This is a genomic window from Actibacterium ureilyticum, from assembly GCF_002285435.1.
GTDB lineage: Bacteria > Pseudomonadota > Alphaproteobacteria > Rhodobacterales > Rhodobacteraceae > Actibacterium_C > Actibacterium_C ureilyticum.
The window spans coordinates 62,683-77,842 of record NZ_NSBT01000006.1 but is presented as its reverse complement, the minus strand read 5'-3'; the positions used below and the strand labels follow the sequence as shown (position 1 = coordinate 77,842).

Here is a 15,160-nt window from a genome sequence, read left to right as displayed (position 1 = left end):
ACGGGACCTCGACTGCTTTTCCGACGGGTCCCACAGTAATCGCTGCGGCGCCCGCCGCAAGCGCCGATCAGCCCGACATGTCGTGCAGACCGGAAACGATTTTCAGCGAACGGTTCGCCACACGCTCCAACCGCGACATCGTCGCCGACAGCGCCGTTTCGTCACCGCAGGCGGCGGTGATCGCCACATCACGGGTCACGCGGGCCAGGCTGGACAGGCCCAGTTCCGTGGCGATGTCGGAAATCCGCTCGCACGAGCGGGACAGACAGCCATACCGTTCCGCCCGGCGCAGCCCCTTGATCCGCCGCAATGTGAAATCCAGATCGTGCAGCATCCGCTCCACGGCATCCTGCGCCTGCGCCTCGCCCAGTTCGATATACATATCGGCCAGACGCTCCGGATCGAACCGCAACGGTTCGTCGCGCCACAAATCGATGACACTGGTCATGCCCACACCCTCACACACTTCACCCCGGCCCAACCTTCTACATGTTTGTCGGGTTTCCTCAAGAAATCGTTGCGCCGACGAAAGATAAAACTCGAATTCCCGCCAAATGCGCTCTAATAGATGTCGCTGCACGAAATGACGGCTTACGATTAGGAGACGGGATGGACCACGCGCGACCACTGCCAACTTATCTGCTGCAACGCTTTCACGGGTGGAAGGCAACGGCCTTCAGCGAAAACAAATCCTGGTATCGGCGCCTGGCCGAAGAGGGTCAGCGCCCCCGCGCGATGGTGATCGCCTGTTGCGACAGCCGTGTGCATGTCACATCCATCTTCGGCGCCGAACAGGGCGAGTTCTTCATCCATCGCAACATCGCCAACCTGGTGCCGCCGCACGCCCCCGATGGCGACCATCACGGCACATCGGCCGCGATCGAATACGCGGTGACCGCGCTCAAGGTGTCGAACCTGCTGGTGCTGGGCCATTCCAATTGCGGTGGCGTGAAGGGCTGCCATGACATGTGTGCCGGCACCGCGCCCGAGCTGGAGGAGAAGACCTCGTATGTCGGGCGGTGGATGGACATGCTGCGTCCGGGTTATGAGCGCCTTGCGCCGGAAGAAAACGAAGCCAAGCGCCTGCGCATGCTGGAAAAGGAAGCGATCAAGATTTCGCTGGAAAACCTGATGACCTTCCCGTTTGTCGCCGAGGCCGTGAAGGCGGAAACCCTGGCGCTTCACGGCGCGTGGTTCGACATTCGCGACGGCGAGCTGGAAGTTTTCGACGTCGCGTCGAACCACTTCGTCCCGGTCTGAGGCACCCAAACGGCACCTGTCCGGCATCGACGCCCGGATCAGGTGCCCCGTGCCGTCGCTAGGCCGGGATCATATCGGGGAAGAACGGCAGGTCCGTGTTATGCGACACCAGGCGCGGCGTTCCCGCTTTCGCGTCGTCACCGTCCCCGTCGTCTTGCAGCCAAAGCGACCGGTCCAGATTGGGCCTGATCACGCAGATCTTTCCAATCGCAACCAGACGCCCGATCCGCGCCATGCTGACATAATCCATACTGCCCCTACCCGTCCGAGCGCCTGATATTTCCTGCCTGTTCCGCAAAGACACCCGGCGCCCGGATCGCCCTGTCTTTGCGTCCGCCATCTGCCTGATTGGTCAGACGAATGCCGACAAGATAAGCTTGCCTTATTTCCGACATGATTGAAGGGGGTCGTGCGTGAAATTCCGGTAATGTGCTGATTTGGACTCATATTCTCATGGCCACCCAACGCGGATTTTTGAGTCCCCGGCGACAATCGCCCAAACCGAACAGAAACTGTCAGCAATTGCGAAATGACGCGGGTATCAGGGCGCGAATCACCCGCGGGCCGAAAAACGAAAAGGGGCCGAAGCCCCTTTCCTTTCAATCACTTGATGGCAGCGATCAGCCCTTTTTCAGAACCCGCTGGCCCAGAACCTCGGCGATCTGTACCGCGTTCAGCGCCGCGCCCTTGCGCAGGTTGTCACTGACGCACCACAGGTTCAGACCGTTTTCAATCGTGCTGTCCTGGCGGATGCGGCTGATGAAGGTGGCGAAATCGCCCACACATTCGACCGGGGTGACGTAGCCGCCATCCTCGCGCTTGTCGACGACCATGATGCCCGGCGCCTCGCGCAGGATGTCGCGGGCCTCGTCCTCGTCCAGGAAATCCTCGAACTCGATATTGATCGATTCCGAATGGCCTACAAAGACCGGCACGCGCACGCAGGTTGCGGTGACCTTGATCGACGGATCGACGATCTTCTTGGTCTCGGCCACCATCTTCCATTCTTCCTTGGTCGAGCCATCGTCCAAGAAAACGTCGATATGCGGAATGACGTTGAAGGCGATCTGCTTGGTATAGACGGACGGATCGACCTCCTGCCCCGGGACATACATGCCCTTGGTCTGGTTCCACAGCTCGTCGATGGCCTCTTTCCCCGAGCCCGAAACGGATTGATAGGTGCTGACCACAACGCGCTTGATCTTGGCCCGGTCATGAAGCGGCTTCAGCGCCACCACCATCTGCGCGGTCGAGCAGTTGGGGTTGGCGATGATGTTCTTCTTGGCATAACCCTCGATCGCGTCGGCGTTCACTTCGGGCACGATCAGCGGCACATCGGGGTCATAGCGGTAAAGCGAGCTGTTATCGATCACCACGCAACCGGCCTTGGCCGCTTTGGGCGCATAGGTCTTGGTCGCGTCCGAGCCGACGGCGAACAGCGCGATGTCCCAGCCGGTGAAATCGAAGGTGTCCAGGTCCTGGGTGGTCAGGGTCTTGTCGCCGAAGCTCACCTCGGTCCCCAGCGAGCGGCGCGATGCCAGTGCGGCAACCTCGTCCACCGGGAACTGGCGCTCGGCCAGGATGTTCAGCATTTCGCGGCCCACATTGCCCGTGGCGCCCGCGACGACGACTTTATAGCCCATTTCGGACCTCCTTCGTGAGTCTGATGACTGGCGCGGAGCCATATAGGAAAGGGCGCGCGGGGAAAAGCCCCGAGAGCCCTTATTTCACGGCTGTTGCCTGCGCGATCTTGGCCTGTGCATCGCCCGGATCCAGTGAAACATTGCCCTGCGGGTCGGTCGATATGCGCGGGTAATAGGTACGATCAAGAAATGTCATGAAATCGGCGCGCAGATCGGCATCGAATTGCAGCGTTTCGGGTGCGGCCAGCAACGCCTTCAGGCTGTCGGAATCGGGCGCCACATGCACCAGCCCATCGATGGCAAAGAATGCCTGTCCCAGCACGATCACCGGGCGGTCATGGAAGAACGCCTGAAGCCCCACGGACGAGTTGATTGTGATCACCCCGCCGCTGGCGCGGACCTGTTCGAACGTGTCGGTCTGATTGTCGACGACCAGCCGACCGCCGCCGCGTTCCAGCGCGTCGGCCAGCGCGTCGGCCAGGGATGTGCGAGCCGACGGGTGCTCCTTGATCCGGATATGCCAGCCGTCGGGCAGCGCCTGCGCGGCCTCGGCCAGCGCGCTCACCATCCCCTGCACCGATTGCACCCAGCCCGCAAACAGGGTGATCTGGCTGTCATTGGGCACCTGCAACGGCACGAACAGGAAATTGCCCGCATCCGCCAGCGCCTCGGCCCCCGCTTGCCCCACATCGGCGCGGCGCGAGGCGCGCGCGGTCAGGTTCGCGCCCAGCCCGCGCCAGCTATCATCGACACCGCCCTGCCCCTCGGCCCAGCCGCGATAGAACGCCCCCTCGCGCGGCAGGGAATTCTGGGCATTGACCCCCTCGGGGTCCAGCGTGGCGCGGCCGGGAAAGGGCGCGAGTTCGGCAAAAAGCCGCGCCGCGCCCGCGTCCTGCGCCCCGGCCATAAAGGCCCGGCGCGACCCCGTCAGCCCGTTCCAGCACACCGCGATCCGGTCGGGATGGCGGGTGAAATAGCGCCGCGCCCAATTGTACTGCAGCCGGATCAGCCAGTATTTCAACCATTTGCCCAGCGCCCCGCGTGGCTGGCGCTTGGCCACCGCCAGCGCAGCACGCGCACGCGCATCGCTTTCGGGATACCCGCGCAGAGACAACCCGATGGCCCGCAGGCGCACGCCCCCACCCGCCGCCTCGGCCAGCGAGGCAAACAGCGTATCCTTCTTGCGCGTCCATTCGGCGAGATAGGCGATCATGGGCATCAACCCCTCCGGGCTCGGAAACGCCGCCACCCTAGCGGCCCGCGCGGCCATCTGCAAACCGGCGGTTTCGCGGGCGGGCCGGGCATTTTAACGTGGCGCCTGCCGCGCAAATCGGGCAAGAGAACGCCCAAACACGCCGCTGGCAGAAAGGCACCGACATGAGCTTTGACCGCACCATCAAGATCGCCCCGTCGATCCTGTCCGCCGATTTCGCCAACTTCGGGGCCGAGATTCAGGCCATCGAGGCCCAGGGCGCCGATTGGGTCCATGTCGATGTGATGGACGGGCATTTCGTGCCGAACCTGACCTTTGGCCCGCCCGCCGTCAAAGCCTTTCGCCCGCATGTGAAAACGGTGATGGACGTGCATCTGATGATCGCACCGGTCGATCCCTATATCGACGCCTATGCCGAAGCGGGCGCCGATATCCTGACCGCGCATCTGGAAGCGGGACCGCACATCCACCGCACGTTGCAGGCCATTCGCGGCGCAGGCTGCAAGGCCGGTCTGGCGCTGAACCCCGGTACGGGGATCGAGGATGTGGAATACCTGATCGACATGGTCGACCTGATCTGCGTCATGACCGTGAACCCCGGCTTCGGCGGGCAGAAATTCATTCACAGCCAGATCGACAAGGTGAAACGCCTGCGCGCGATGATTGGCGACCGTCCGGTTCATATCGAGATCGACGGCGGCATCACGCCCGAAACCGCGCCGCTGATGGCGGCGGCGGGCGCCGATGTGCTGGTCGCGGGCTCGGCGGTGTTCAAGGGCGGCTCGGTCAGCGACCCGGCCCCCTATGGCGCCAATATCCGCGCGATCCGCGCGGCGGCCGAGGGCGTTCTGGGCACGATGGCCTGACGCCCCGGGGCCTTGGGTTTCCATGGCCCGCGAAATACCCCATAGTCGCCCGCGGCAGGAATGGGGGCAGACGCGATGTGGCAATTCTGGATCGACCGGGGCGGGACATTTACCGACATCGTCGCGCGCGATCCGGATGGCGGGCTGCACACGCATAAACTGCTCTCGGAAAACCCCGAACGCTATGCCGATGCCGCGGTGCAGGGCATTCGCGAGTTGCTGGGGCTAAGGCCGGATGACCCGATCCCGCCGCAGACGATCGACGCGGTCAAGATGGGCACGACCGTCGCCACCAACGCGCTGCTGGAGCGTAAGGGCGACCGCACGCTTCTGCTGATCACCCAAGGGTTGGGCGACCTGCTGCGCATCGGCTATCAGAACCGCCCGCGCCTTTTCGATCTGCATATCCAACTGCCGCAGATGCTGTATGAACGCGTGGCCGAAATCCCCGAGCGGCTGGATGCCAGCGGCGCCGTCCTGACCCCGCTGGACGAGGGCGCGACGCGCAAAGCGTTGCAGGCGGCGTTCGATGATGGCATCCGCTCTGTCGCCATCGCGTTCATGCACAGCTATAAATCGCCCGCCCATGAACAACGCGCCGCTGAAATCGCGGCCGATATCGGGTTCACGCAAATCTCGACCAGCCACGCCACCAGCCCGCTGATGAAGCTGGTCGGGCGCGGGGACACGACCGTGGTCGATGCCTATCTCAGCCCGATCCTGCGCCGCTATGTCGAGCAGGTGCGCGATGCGCTGACGGCAGGGGCCGATGACGGCAAGCGGCTGATGTTCATGCAGTCGAATGGCGGGCTGACCGATGCCGCGCTGTTTCAGGGCAAGGATGCGATCCTGTCCGGCCCCGCGGGCGGCGTTGTGGGCATGGTCAAGACCGCCGGTCAGGTGGGGCTGGACCGGCTGATCGGGTTCGACATGGGCGGCACATCGACCGATGTCTGCCACTATGCCGGACAGTACGAGCGCAATTTCGAGACCGAGGTCGCGGGCATCCGCCTGCGCGCGCCGATGATGAACATCCACACGGTTGCGGCGGGGGGCGGCTCGATCCTGCAATTCCGCGACAACCGGTTTCAGGTCGGCCCCGAAAGCGCGGGCGCCAATCCCGGCCCCGCCTGTTACCGCCGGGGCGGGCCGCTGACAGTCACCGATTGCAATGTTCTGCTGGGCAAGCTGCACCCCGATCATTTCCCGCATGTCTTCGGCCCCGATGCCGATCAGCCGCTGGATGTGGACACCGTACGCACGAAATTCGCGGCGCTGGCGGCACAGATTGCCGACGACACCGCCGCCGCCCCCCTGCCGGTGGAAGAGGTGGCCGAGGGGTTCTTGCGCATCGCGGTCGAAAACATGGCCCGCGCGATCAAGAAGGTCTCGGTCGAACGCGGTTATGACGTGACGGACTACACGCTGAACTGTTTCGGCGGCGCGGGCGGGCAGCATGCCTGTCTGGTGGCCGATGCGCTGGGGATGGGGCGGGTGTTCTTGCACCCGTTCGCAGGGGTCCTGTCGGCCTATGGCATGGGTCTGGCCGAGATTCGCGCGCTGCGGCAAGAACAGTTCAACGCCATGCTGGACGGTGACAGCGCCGCCCGCGCGGCGCGTCGGCTGGACAGCCTGGCGGCCGAAGCACGGGCCGAGGTCACAGGCCAGGGCGTCGCGCCCGAGGCGGTGGACACGATCCGTCAGGCGCAGTTGCGCTATAGCGGCTCGCATCAGGTTCTGGTCGTGCCGCTGGCCGATGCCGATACCATGCGCCGCGATTTCGATGCCGCGCATCAGGCGCTTTACGGTTTTGCCGACCCCGCCCGCGATGTGCTGATTGACACGCTGCTGGTCGAGGCCGTGGGCACCGCCGATGCGGTCGCCGAAACCGAAATCCCGGCCATGACCGACACCGCCACCCCCGTGGCCCATGTGCCCATGCACAGCGCGGGCGCGGCCCATGACACGCCGCTTTACCGGCGCGCGGCGCTGAAACCCGGCCAAAAGATCACCGGCCCGGCCATTATCACCGAGGCCACGGGCACCGTCATCGTCGAACCGGGCTGGGGCGCGGGCGTGGACCGGCTGGGCAATCTGGTGCTGGAGCGTGTGACCCCACGCCCGACGGCACACGCCATCGGGACCGAGGCCGATCCGATCCTGCTTGAGGTTTTCAATAACCTGTTCATGTCGATCGCCGAACAGATGGGCGCGACGCTGGCCAACACCGCCTATTCGGTGAATATCAAGGAGCGGCTGGATTTCTCCTGCGCACTGTTCGATCCGACCGGCGGGCTGGTGGCGAACGCGCCGCATGTGCCGGTGCATCTGGGCTCGATGGGGGACGCGGTGCGCACCGTGATCCGCGAAAACGCGGGCCGGATCGCCAAGGGCGATGTCTTCATGCTGAACGCACCGTTCAATGGCGGCACGCATCTGCCCGATGTGACGGTCATCACCCCGGTCTTCGACGATGCCGGGGATGAAATCCTGTTCTTCGTCGGCTCGCGCGGGCATCACGCGGATATCGGCGGGCGCACGCCCGGCTCGGCCCCGCCCGACAGCACGCATATCGACGAAGAAGGCGTGGTGATCGATAATTTCAAGCTGGTCGATCGGGGGCACTTCCGGGCCGCGGAAACCCGTGCGCTGCTGGGCTCTGGCCCCTATCCCTGTCGCAATATCGACGACAACATGGCCGATCTGGCCGCGCAGATCGCCGCGAACGAAACCGGCGCGCGTGAGGTCCGCAAGATGGTGGCGCAGTTCGGGCTGGACGCGGTGCAGGCCTATATGCGGCACGTCCAGGACAATGCCGAGGAGAGCGTGCGCCGCGTGCTGGGTGTGCTGCGCGACGGGCGCAACACCTATGCGCTGGACAGCGGTCAGCAGATCGCGGTGGAAATCACCGTGGACCGCGATGCCCGCACCGCGCTGATCGATTTCACCGGCACCAGCGATCAGGACAAGGGCAACTACAACGCGCCGCTGTCGATCTGCCACGCGGTTGTGCTCTATGTCTTCCGCACGCTGGTGGGCGCCGATATCCCGATGAACGAGGGGTGCCTGAAACCCCTGACGATCCGGGTGCCGGACGGGTCGATGATCAACCCGCGCTATCCGGCCGCCGTGATCGCCGGCAATACCGAGGTCAGCCAGGCCATTGCCGACACGCTGTTCGGCGCGCTGGGGGTGATCGCGGGGTCGCAGGGGACGATGAACAATTTCGTCTATGGCAACGACAGCTATCAGAATTACGAGACCATCTGCGGCGGCACCGGCGCGGGGCCCGATTTCGACGGGACCGATGCGGTGCATTCGCACATGACCAACACGCTGATGACCGATCCCGAGGTTCTGGAATGGCGCTTTCCGGTGCGGGTCGAGGAGTTTTCGATCCGGCGCGGATCGGTTGGCGGGGGCCGTCACACGGGCGGCAACGGTATCCGGCGGAAACTGCGGTTTCTGGAACCGGCGACGGCCACGGTCCTCAGCTCGCACCGGGTGGTGCCGCCACAGGGGGCGGCGGGGGGCGGCAATGGCGCCTGCGGGCGCAACGCGGTCATCCGGGCCGACGGGCGGGTTGACGAGTTGGCCGGAAACGATGCCGCTGATATGGCCGCCGGGGACATCTTCCTGATGGAGACACCGGGCGGTGGCGGGTTCGGCCCCGAGGGCTGATCAGGCCTCGGCAAAGCCGAAATGCGCGTTCAGCAGAAACTGCGCGATGATCGGGGCACAGGCCGCACCGATGGCGCGCGCGTCGGCGCCAATGCTGCCCTCGGCCACCTGCGGTACGATCAGCCCGCGCGCGTCCAGCCGGGAAAGCGCCGCGCGCACGCCATCGACCAACCGGCGGCGCAGCGTGGCGGGCATGGCGCCGTCGATCACGATCGCCTCGAAATCGATGACGGCGCAGACGGACAGACCGGCATGGGCCAGCGCCTGAATCGTGCGGTCCGCCCAGCGATCGACCTGGGGCGCGATGCCTGACCAATCCTGCGGCTGGCGCCACAGCTGTGCCGGGTCCAGCCCGGCGGCGGCAAGCTCCTGTTCCAGAACGTGGAACGAGGCGACCTCCAGCAATTGCCGTTTGCGCCCCCCGTCGCCTGCCACCAGCATCGGCCCCATGGCACCCGCGTTGCCACGATTGCCTTCGAACACGTCATGGTTCAGCACGACGCCGCCCCCGATAAAGGCCCCCAGAAAGAAATAGGCGTAATCGCCAAACCGCTTACCGCTGCCGAACATATGCTCGGCCCGGCAGGCGGCGGTGGCATCGTTCAGCTCGAACACCGGCAGATCGGTCAGATCGGCCAGCAAGGCCGGGATCTCGACCCGTTTCCAGACATTCAGCGCCTCTTGCGGGGCGCCGACGATTTCGTGCCAGCGCCACAGCTCGAACGGGCGGGCCACCCCGATGCCGCAGATCCGCGCCTGTTCCTGCGGGGTCAGGTCGGCACTGATCCGGGCGAACGCATCGCGCAGGAAAGCGGTGACCTGATCCGGCACGGGATAGGGGTACTGGATGCTCATATGGCGTCGGACCGATCCGCTCAGATCCATCAGCACCAGATCGGCACTGCGCCGCCCGATCTTCAGCCCATAGGACAGGACCCCATCGGGACACAGCGCCATCGGCACCGACGGCTTGCCCACCTTGCCGCGCATTCGCTCGCCCCGGCAGACCAGCCCGTCAGCCTCGAGCTTGCGCAGGATCACGGATACGGTCTGCGGCGACAATCCCGTCTGGCGCGCAATCGCGCTGCCCGGCAGGGCGCCATGACGGTGCAGCGTCGACAACAGCAGCCGTTCGTTATGCGCCCGCACCCCGCTTTGGTTGACGCCGCTATGCAATATGCTGAGCTGTCCCGTTGTCATGCCCCATTCCGGTTGTCGGTCGGTCCGGCCCATTTAAGGGCGCCGCAAATTAATAAATCAAGTTTATTTATTTATTGACATGATCTGGTGAATCGCGCCTCCTAAAGCCATCGCCACTGCGAGGAACGGTGGCAAACCAGGGAGGATAGAATGACAAAACTGCTGCTTGGCAGTGCGCTGGCGCTGGCCGCGATGAGCGGGGGCGCCTTCGCCGAAGGGCATGGCGTTTCCGCCTGCATCATCACCAAGACCGACACCAACCCGTTCTTCGTCAAGATGCGCGAGGGGGCGACCGCCAAGGCCGAAGAGTTGGGCATCACCCTGAACAGCTATGCCGGCAAGGTCGATGGCGACAATGAAAGCCAGGTCGCGGCGATTGAAACCTGCATCGCCAACGGGGCCAAGGGCATATTGCTGACCGCATCCGACACCTCGGGGATCGTGCCGGTTGTGCAGCAGGCACGCGATGCCGGTATCCTGGTCATCGCGCTGGACACGCCGCTGGACCCGATCGATGCCGCCGACATGACCTTTGCCACCGACAATTTCCTGGCGGGCGAGCTGATCGGCCAATGGGCTGCGGCCTCGCTTGGCGATGCGGCGGCGGATGCAAAGATCGCGATGCTGGACCTGGATGTCAGCCAGCCGACCGTGGGCGTCCTGCGCGATCAGGGCTTCCTGCAGGGTTTCGGCATCGATCTGGGCGATCCCGACAAATGGGGGGACGAGACCGATCCCCGCATCGTCGGCCATGACGTGACCCAGGGCAACGAGGAAGGCGGCCGCAAGGCGATGGAGAACCTGCTGGCGACCGACCCCTTCATCAATGTCGTCTATACGATCAACGAACCGGCGGCCGCCGGTGCGTTCGAGGCGCTGAAATCCGTGGGCCGGGAAAACGATGTGCTGATCGTGTCGGTCGATGGAGGCTGCCCCGGCGTGCAGAACGTGGCCGATGGGGTGATCGGCGCCACGTCGCAGCAATATCCGCTGCTGATGGCCTCGAAAGGGATCGAGGCGATCGCCGCCTGGGCCAGTGACGGCACCAAGCCCCAGGCGACCGAGGGCAAGGATTTCTTCGACACCGGCGTCGCCCTGATCACCGACGCGCCCGCCGACGGGATCGAAAGCCTGGATTCGGCCAAGGGCGCGGAACTGTGCTGGGGCTGAGCCGCCCCGCCTGACACCATCTTTCGGGTGGGGGCGGCCCCGTGCCGCCCCCTGCCCCCGGACACCGCCCACCGGACAGGGGATCCGCCATGTCACAGACCGACAATTACGAGGCCGCCGCCGCAGGCGCCACAACCGACGTCGCGCGTTTCGACGCGGGCGACAAGGGGATCATCGGGCGCTTTCACCACCTGCTGCACACCACCCCCGCGCTGGTGCCGCTGATCGTTCTGATCGCCGCGCTGACGCTGTTCGGCGTGCTGTTGGGATCGAAATTCTTCTCGCCCTTCGCGCTGACGCTGATCCTGCAACAGGTGCAGATCGTGGGGGTTCTGGCCGCCGCGCAATCGCTGGTCATCCTGACGGCGGGCATCGACCTGAGCGTGGGCGCGATTGCGGTGCTGTGTTCGGTCATCATGGGACAGTTCACCTTCCGCTATGGCATCCCCGCGCCCATCGCGGTTGCGCTGGGGCTGGCGGCGGGCACCGCCATCGGCGCGGTCAGCGGCTGGCTGGTGTCGCGGGTGAAGCTGCCGCCCTTCATCGTGACGCTGGGCATGTGGCAGATCGTGCTGGCGGCCAACTATCTATATTCGGCAAACGAAACCATCCGCGCCCAGGATATCGAGGCCGAGGCGCCATTTCTGCAGTTCCTGGGCCTGAAGATGCAACTGGCCGGGGCGACCTTCACGCTGGGGGTGCTGCTGATGATCGCGCTGGTGCTGATCCTGGCCTATGCGCTGCGGCACACGGCCTGGGGGCGGCACGTGTACGCAGTGGGCGACGACCCCGAGGCCGCCGAACTGTCGGGCGTGAACGTCCACGGCACGCTGATGTCGGTCTATATGCTGGTGGGGTTCATCTGCGGCCTGGCGGGCTGGGTGATGATCGGGCGCTTCGGCTCTGTCTCGCCCTCGGCCACGACGGGGGTCATCGGCAATATCCAGTCGATCACCGCCGTGGTGATCGGGGGCATATCGCTCTTTGGCGGGCGCGGCTCGATCCTGGGTGCGTTCTTCGGCGCGCTGATCGTTGGCGTGTTCGAACTGGGCCTTCGAATGGCGGGCGCGAACCCGCAATGGACATTCCTGCTGATCGGGGCGCTGATCATCGGGGCGGTTGCGGTCGATCAATGGATCAGAAAGGTGACGGCGTGATGGAACCCATTCTGAAGGCACGCGGGCTGGTCAAACGCTTTGGCAAGGTCACCGCCATCGACCACGCCGATTTCGACCTGATGCCGGGCGAGATCCTGGCCGTGATCGGCGACAATGGCGCGGGCAAGTCATCGCTGATCAAGGCGGTGTCAGGCGCCCTGACCCCGGATGCGGGCACGGTCACGCTGGACGGCCGCACAGTCGCCTTTCGCAGCCCGATCGAGGCGCGCGAGGCCGGGATCGAAACCGTCTATCAGCAATTGGCGATGTCCCCCGCCCTGTCGATTGCCGACAACATGTTCATGGGGCGCGAGCTGCGCCGCCAGGGGCTTCTGGGCCGGTGGTTCCGGATGCTGGACAAGCCCGCGATGCAGGCATTCGCGCGCGAAAAGCTGAACGAGCTGGGCCTGGCCACGATCCAGAACATCAACCAGGCGGTCGAAAGCCTGTCGGGCGGTCAGCGGCAGGGCGTCGCGGTGGCGCGCGCGGCGGCGTTCGGGTCCAAGGTGGTGATCCTGGACGAACCCACCGCCGCCCTGGGGGTCAAGGAAAGCCGCCGGGTGCTGGAGCTGATCCAGGACGTGAAATCGCGCGGCATTCCGATCATCCTGATCAGCCACAACATGCCCCATGTGTTCGAGGTCGCCGACCGCATTCATGTCCACCGGCTGGGCAAACGGCTGTGCGTGGTGAAGCCCGGCGATTGCACCATGTCCGACGCCGTGGCTTATATGACCGGCGCGAAACTGCCCGAGGCACCTGCCGCCGCATGACCACATTGACCGGGATCGACGGCCTGCTGCCGATGGTGGCGGGGCTGCCTGCGGGGCGGCGTCTGATCGCGCTGGCCGGGGCGCCGGCCAGTGGCAAGTCGCGCCTGGCACAGGAACTGGCCGACCGCCTGACGGAAGCGGGACGCGCGGCGCAGGTGGTGCCGATGGACGGGTTTCACCTGGCCAATCCGATCCTTCAGGCGCGCGGGTTGCTGCACCGCAAGGGCGCGCCGGAAAGCTTCGACCTGGACGGGTTCAAGCGCCTGCTCGGCGCGCTGCGCGCGGGCGGCGAGGTCGTCTTTCCCACATTCGACCGGGCATTGGACACCGCCATTGCCGGGGCCGGGGTGGTTGCCGCCGATTGCGACTGCGTGGTGGTCGAGGGGAACTATCTGCTGCTGGACGAACCGGGCTGGCGCGATCTGGCGGGGTTCTGGGATCTGTCGGTCCGGCTGGAGGTGCCGCGCGACGTGCTGCTGGCGCGGCTGCTGGACCGCTGGCGCGATCACGGGCTGGACCCGGCGGCGGCACGCACCCGGGCCGAAGGCAACGACATGGCCAATGCCGACCGGATGGTGGCGCATGCCCTGCCGCCCGATATCATCCTGAAACCCGCCGACCGCCCCTAGGGTTCGGCGGCATCCTGCGCCTGAAGGGTCAGCGGCGCGGCGACCGCCTTCAGATCCTCGGCCGACAGCGGCCCCGACGGCCGCGCCAGCCGGTTGCGCACCACCCACAGCAACCGGTTCTGCGCCCGCGTGATCGCGACATAGGCCAGACGTTTCCACAGGGCCTGACCGGCCTCGACCCGGCCCATGCGGGCGGCCGCCCACAGGTCCGGCGCGAAGACCTGCACCGTGTCCCATTGCGACCCCTGCGCCTTGTGGATGGTCACCGCCGCCCCGTGCAGGAACGCCGCCCCCATCGTCGCGGCATAGGGGATGAAGGGCTCTTCCTCGTCCGGCAGTTCGATCTTGATGATCGACGCGGCGGACACTTGCGGGTCCTCGGCCCCCATCACATGCAGACGCGAGAAGCCGGGGCGCTTGCCCGGTCCCAGATAGATCACCTGCGCGCCCTTGATCAGGCCGCGCGCCTCGAGGTCCAGCCGCTTCTTGCGGTGCTTCAACGGCAGCTCGATCCCGTCGCAGATCAGCGGCTCGCCCGGCAGCAGCGCATCTGCGGGCGCACCAAACGCGGTGCGGAACGCGTGTATCAGCCGGATGCGCGTGGCATTGCGCCAGACCAGCACGGGCGAGCGCGCCATCAGGTCGGATTCCACCCGTTCGGCCAACACGACGCGGTCATCCCGGCGAGCAATGTCGCCGATCATCTTCTCGAAATCCTCGAACCCCATGTCGGGGTCTTGCAGCGCGTGGGCCAGATCAAGGATCGGGTTGTCGTCGCTTTGGCGATGGACCCGGTGCAGGATGCATTTGCGCCCCTCGGCCAACCCATCGAACACCATCTGGCCCGACTGGTTCACCGGCGCCAGCTGCGCCGGATCGCCAAAGATCAGCAGGGTGGGAAAGATCTCCTGCAAATCCTCGAACTGGCGTTCGTCCAGCATCGAGGCCTCGTCCACGAAACCGATATCCAGCGGGTCCTCGCGCCGTTTCCAGCCCAGGATGAAATCGCTGCCCCGCAGGCCCGCCGCCGCCAGCGCGCCGGGGATCGACTTGTTGGTCTGGTAAAAGGCAAAGGCCCGGTCCAGCGCCGCGTCGGTCAGCCCCTCGACCTCGGGGCGGTCACCGTTTCCGGCCAGCCAGTCGGCGATCTTCTCGTATTCCGGATCATAGACGGGGGTATAGAGGATGCGGTGGATCGTCGTTGCCGGCACCCCGCGCGCGCGCAGCACGCTGGCGGCCTTGTTGGTGGGCGCCAGGATCGCCAGGGTGCGCCGATCCTTGCGGCGGCGCCCCTCGTAATCGCCAGAGATCACCTCGACCCCCGCGTCTTCCAGCGCCTTCGATAGCTGCGACAACAACAGGGTCTTGCCCGACCCCGCCTTGCCGATCACCGCCATCACCTGCCCCGCCTTGCCATCGGCGCGGGGCGTCAGGCTGGCATTGTCGATATCGACACCAACAGACCGCAGCAGCTCGGCCACGCGGTCATGGGCTTCGGCCTGGTCGTCGGAGAACTGAACGGCAATCTGGGTCATGCCGCGACCCTACTGCCGGGATGGTCAAGTTGC

General features: G+C 65.5%; 13 protein-coding genes. 7 read left to right on the top strand and 6 right to left on the bottom strand.

What is annotated here, in order from left to right; translation table 11 throughout:
• Positions 1-67: 67 nt before the first annotated feature.
• Positions 68-448 (bottom strand): hypothetical protein, encoded by a 381-nt coding sequence (locus CLM60_RS00405; protein ID WP_095587288.1) that lies wholly within the window; start codon positions 446-448, stop codon positions 68-70.
• 161 nt (positions 449-609) lie between these two features.
• Here CLM60_RS00405 and CLM60_RS00400 point away from each other — a divergent pair, with 161 nt between their 5' ends.
• Positions 610-1,260, top strand: a complete 651-nt coding sequence (locus tag CLM60_RS00400) for a carbonic anhydrase (RefSeq protein WP_095587287.1) — start codon at positions 610-612, stop codon at positions 1,258-1,260.
• A gap of 58 nt (positions 1,261-1,318) precedes the next feature.
• Here CLM60_RS00400 and CLM60_RS00395 read toward each other — a convergent pair whose 3' ends face one another.
• The 3 genes from CLM60_RS00395 to CLM60_RS00385 form a co-directional block, all read right to left on the bottom strand.
• On the bottom strand, positions 1,319-1,510 hold the full coding sequence (locus CLM60_RS00395) for a hypothetical protein (RefSeq protein WP_095587286.1): 192 nt from the start codon (positions 1,508-1,510) through the stop codon (positions 1,319-1,321).
• Between the two features lie 370 nt (positions 1,511-1,880).
• On the bottom strand, positions 1,881-2,903 hold the full coding sequence (locus tag CLM60_RS00390; protein ID WP_095587285.1) for an aspartate-semialdehyde dehydrogenase: 1,023 nt from the start codon (positions 2,901-2,903) through the stop codon (positions 1,881-1,883).
• Positions 2,904-2,982: 79 nt separating this feature from the next.
• Positions 2,983-4,122, bottom strand: a complete 1,140-nt coding sequence (locus tag CLM60_RS00385) for a capsular polysaccharide export protein, LipB/KpsS family (protein WP_245848080.1) — start codon at positions 4,120-4,122, stop codon at positions 2,983-2,985.
• A gap of 158 nt (positions 4,123-4,280) precedes the next feature.
• Between CLM60_RS00385 and rpe the strand changes: the two genes are divergently transcribed.
• Together rpe and CLM60_RS00375 are read left to right on the top strand one after the other, a co-directional pair.
• Positions 4,281-4,982, top strand: coding sequence for a ribulose-phosphate 3-epimerase (gene rpe / locus CLM60_RS00380; RefSeq protein WP_095587284.1), 702 nt, complete (start codon positions 4,281-4,283; stop codon positions 4,980-4,982).
• 75 nt (positions 4,983-5,057) lie between these two features.
• Positions 5,058-8,663 (top strand): hydantoinase B/oxoprolinase family protein, encoded by a 3,606-nt coding sequence (locus tag CLM60_RS00375; RefSeq protein WP_095587395.1) that lies wholly within the window; start codon positions 5,058-5,060, stop codon positions 8,661-8,663.
• Here CLM60_RS00375 and CLM60_RS00370 read toward each other — a convergent pair whose 3' ends face one another.
• Positions 8,664-9,863: an ROK family transcriptional regulator gene (locus CLM60_RS00370; RefSeq protein WP_095587283.1), complete on the bottom strand. Its 1,200-nt coding sequence runs from the start codon at positions 9,861-9,863 to the stop codon at positions 8,664-8,666.
• 150 nt (positions 9,864-10,013) lie between these two features.
• On the opposite strand from CLM60_RS00370, the gene CLM60_RS00365 reads away from it, so the two are divergent.
• The 4 genes from CLM60_RS00365 (at position 10,014) to CLM60_RS00350 (ending at position 13,592) form a co-directional block, all read left to right on the top strand.
• Positions 10,014-11,033, top strand: a complete 1,020-nt coding sequence (locus CLM60_RS00365; RefSeq protein WP_095587282.1) for a sugar ABC transporter substrate-binding protein — start codon at positions 10,014-10,016, stop codon at positions 11,031-11,033.
• An 89-nt stretch (positions 11,034-11,122) separates the two neighbouring features.
• Entirely contained in the window at positions 11,123-12,190 is a 1,068-nt protein-coding gene (locus tag CLM60_RS00360) for an ABC transporter permease (protein ID WP_095587281.1), read from the top strand.
• Positions 12,190-12,963, top strand: coding sequence for an ATP-binding cassette domain-containing protein (locus CLM60_RS00355; protein WP_217983265.1), 774 nt, complete (start codon positions 12,190-12,192; stop codon positions 12,961-12,963). The genes CLM60_RS00360 and CLM60_RS00355 overlap by 1 nt, the downstream gene beginning before the upstream one ends.
• Complete coding sequence (locus tag CLM60_RS00350; RefSeq protein ID WP_095587279.1) at positions 12,960-13,592, top strand: nucleoside/nucleotide kinase family protein; 633 nt, start codon at positions 12,960-12,962, stop codon at positions 13,590-13,592. The genes CLM60_RS00355 and CLM60_RS00350 overlap by 4 nt, the downstream gene beginning before the upstream one ends.
• On the opposite strand, the gene CLM60_RS00345 is transcribed toward CLM60_RS00350, so the two are convergent.
• Complete coding sequence (locus CLM60_RS00345) at positions 13,589-15,127, bottom strand: ATP-dependent DNA helicase (protein WP_095587278.1); 1,539 nt, start codon at positions 15,125-15,127, stop codon at positions 13,589-13,591. The two genes, CLM60_RS00350 and CLM60_RS00345, sit on opposite strands and share 4 nt — an antisense overlap.
• Positions 15,128-15,160: the final 33 nt, after the last annotated feature.

Excerpts from the sequence above, each read along its gene's own strand:
- CLM60_RS00400 (WP_095587287.1), top strand. The coding sequence starts at position 610 with ATGGACCACGCGCGACCACTGCCAACTTATCTGCTGCAACGCTTTCAC.
- CLM60_RS00355 (WP_217983265.1), top strand. The coding sequence starts at position 12,190 with ATGGAACCCATTCTGAAGGCACGCGGGCTGGTCAAACGCTTTGGCAAG.
- CLM60_RS00345 (WP_095587278.1), bottom strand. The coding sequence starts at position 15,127 with ATGACCCAGATTGCCGTTCAGTTCTCCGACGACCAGGCCGAAGCCCAT.
- CLM60_RS00385 (WP_245848080.1), bottom strand. The coding sequence starts at position 4,122 with ATGCCCATGATCGCCTATCTCGCCGAATGGACGCGCAAGAAGGATACG.
- CLM60_RS00350 (WP_095587279.1), top strand. The coding sequence starts at position 12,960 with ATGACCACATTGACCGGGATCGACGGCCTGCTGCCGATGGTGGCGGGG.
- CLM60_RS00405 (WP_095587288.1), bottom strand. The coding sequence starts at position 448 with ATGACCAGTGTCATCGATTTGTGGCGCGACGAACCGTTGCGGTTCGAT.
- CLM60_RS00395 (WP_095587286.1), bottom strand. The coding sequence starts at position 1,510 with ATGGATTATGTCAGCATGGCGCGGATCGGGCGTCTGGTTGCGATTGGA.
- rpe (WP_095587284.1), top strand. The coding sequence starts at position 4,281 with ATGAGCTTTGACCGCACCATCAAGATCGCCCCGTCGATCCTGTCCGCC.
- CLM60_RS00370 (WP_095587283.1), bottom strand. The coding sequence starts at position 9,863 with ATGACAACGGGACAGCTCAGCATATTGCATAGCGGCGTCAACCAAAGC.
- CLM60_RS00375 (WP_095587395.1), top strand. The coding sequence starts at position 5,058 with ATGTGGCAATTCTGGATCGACCGGGGCGGGACATTTACCGACATCGTC.
- CLM60_RS00360 (WP_095587281.1), top strand. The coding sequence starts at position 11,123 with ATGTCACAGACCGACAATTACGAGGCCGCCGCCGCAGGCGCCACAACC.
- CLM60_RS00365 (WP_095587282.1), top strand. The coding sequence starts at position 10,014 with ATGACAAAACTGCTGCTTGGCAGTGCGCTGGCGCTGGCCGCGATGAGC.
- CLM60_RS00390 (WP_095587285.1), bottom strand. The coding sequence starts at position 2,903 with ATGGGCTATAAAGTCGTCGTCGCGGGCGCCACGGGCAATGTGGGCCGC.